Origin of the sequence: Psychrobacter immobilis, assembly GCF_904846285.1 — a bacterium.
In the GTDB taxonomy this organism is placed as follows: Bacteria; Pseudomonadota; Gammaproteobacteria; order Pseudomonadales; family Moraxellaceae; genus Psychrobacter; species Psychrobacter immobilis_D.
Genome location: NZ_CAJHAD010000061.1, coordinates 1 through 1,268, shown reverse-complemented (window position 1 = coordinate 1,268; position 1,268 = coordinate 1). Strand labels below are relative to the sequence as shown.

1 protein-coding gene and 1 other annotated feature are annotated in these 1,268 nt (G+C 46.1%); the gene reads right to left on the bottom strand.

All coding sequences use genetic code 11. The annotated features are described in order from the left end of the window. Positions 1 to 39 precede the first annotated feature (39 nt). Positions 40 to 1,259 (bottom strand): IS3 family transposase gene (locus JMX13_RS13535; RefSeq protein ID WP_413786327.1). Its coding sequence is split into 2 segments (ribosomal slippage): positions 40 to 971 and positions 971 to 1,259, totalling 1,221 coding nucleotides; the frame shifts between segments, so codons are not numbered across the junction. Beyond that, positions 868 to 984, bottom strand: a sequence feature (AL1L pseudoknot). It overlaps the preceding gene by 117 nt. Positions 1,260 to 1,268: the final 9 nt, after the last annotated feature.

The following is a 1,268-nucleotide window of genomic DNA, read 5'->3' as shown; positions in this document are numbered from 1 at the left end:
TGAACCGCCCCGAGTATATCGGAGAGTGATTTACTTGAGTCAGGCAGCAATGCCTGACATGATTAAACTATCATAGTACCGCTTTTCAAACTCAAAGGGTGACACATAACCGATGGTGCTATGTAGACGCTTCTTGTTAAACCAGTCCACCCAATCAAGCGTGGCTAATTCAACATCATTAACGCCAGTCCAGTTCTGCTTTAAATAATGAATCACCTCAGACTTATAAAGCCCATTGACCGTTTCAGCTAAGGCATTGTCGTATGAATCGCCTGTTGTGCCAACAGAAGCAATAACACCGCTGTCAGCCATCTTATCAGTGTAGCGAATAGATAAGTACTGAACCCCGCGATCACTGTGATGAATGACATCCTTAGGATTGTTCCTATCTGCTATCGCCTGATTTAACGCCGCCATCACCATATCGGTGTTCATGCGATTAGAGACTTTCCAGCCCACAATGGCACGAGCAAACACATCAATAATAAAAGCGGTATATACCCAGCCGCTTGTCGTCTTGATATAAGTAAAGTCAGCGACCCAAAGCTGGTTAGGACGATGGGCATTGAAGTTGCGATTAACCAAGTCATCAGCGCGCTTTTGGCCGTCACGGCTGTTGGTTGTAATCTTGCCTTTGCCACGCCAGACGCCTTGTAGGCCGTACTGTCTCATTAATCGCTCTATGGTACAACGAGCAACCTTTAGTCCGTCCGCCTTCATCTGCTGCCAGACTTTACGCACACCATAGCGGCATTTGCTGTCCTGCCAAATACGCTTAATCTCGCTGAGATAATAGTCGTCATGCTGTCTGCGCAGTGAACGCTTTTCAGGACTATCTTCTAGGTCTTTAGCAAGATAATAAGTTGACGGGGCAATCGGTAGTACTCTACAAATCAGCTCGACCCCATAACTACCTCTATAGTCATCAATAAACTGAACCATTATCTGGGTGGACGGTCGAGCTCCGCCTGGGCGAAAAAAGCAGCAGCCTTACGTATAATCTCATTGGCTTGCTTGAGCTCTTTATTCTCGCGTTCAAGCTCTTTAATACGTGCAGCTTGATCTTGGGCTTGAATATTAGCTGGTATGGTTTTATCAATGTGCTTTTTATGCCAGGATCGCAGGGTTTCAGGTGTGCAGCCAATTTTAGGGGCAATGGCTTGAATAGCTGACCATGTGGAGGGATAGTCGTTTGCTGCTTCGATCAGCATACGAACGGCGCGATCTTTAATCTCAGGAGTGTAGGTTTGTCTTTTCATTGTCGTATT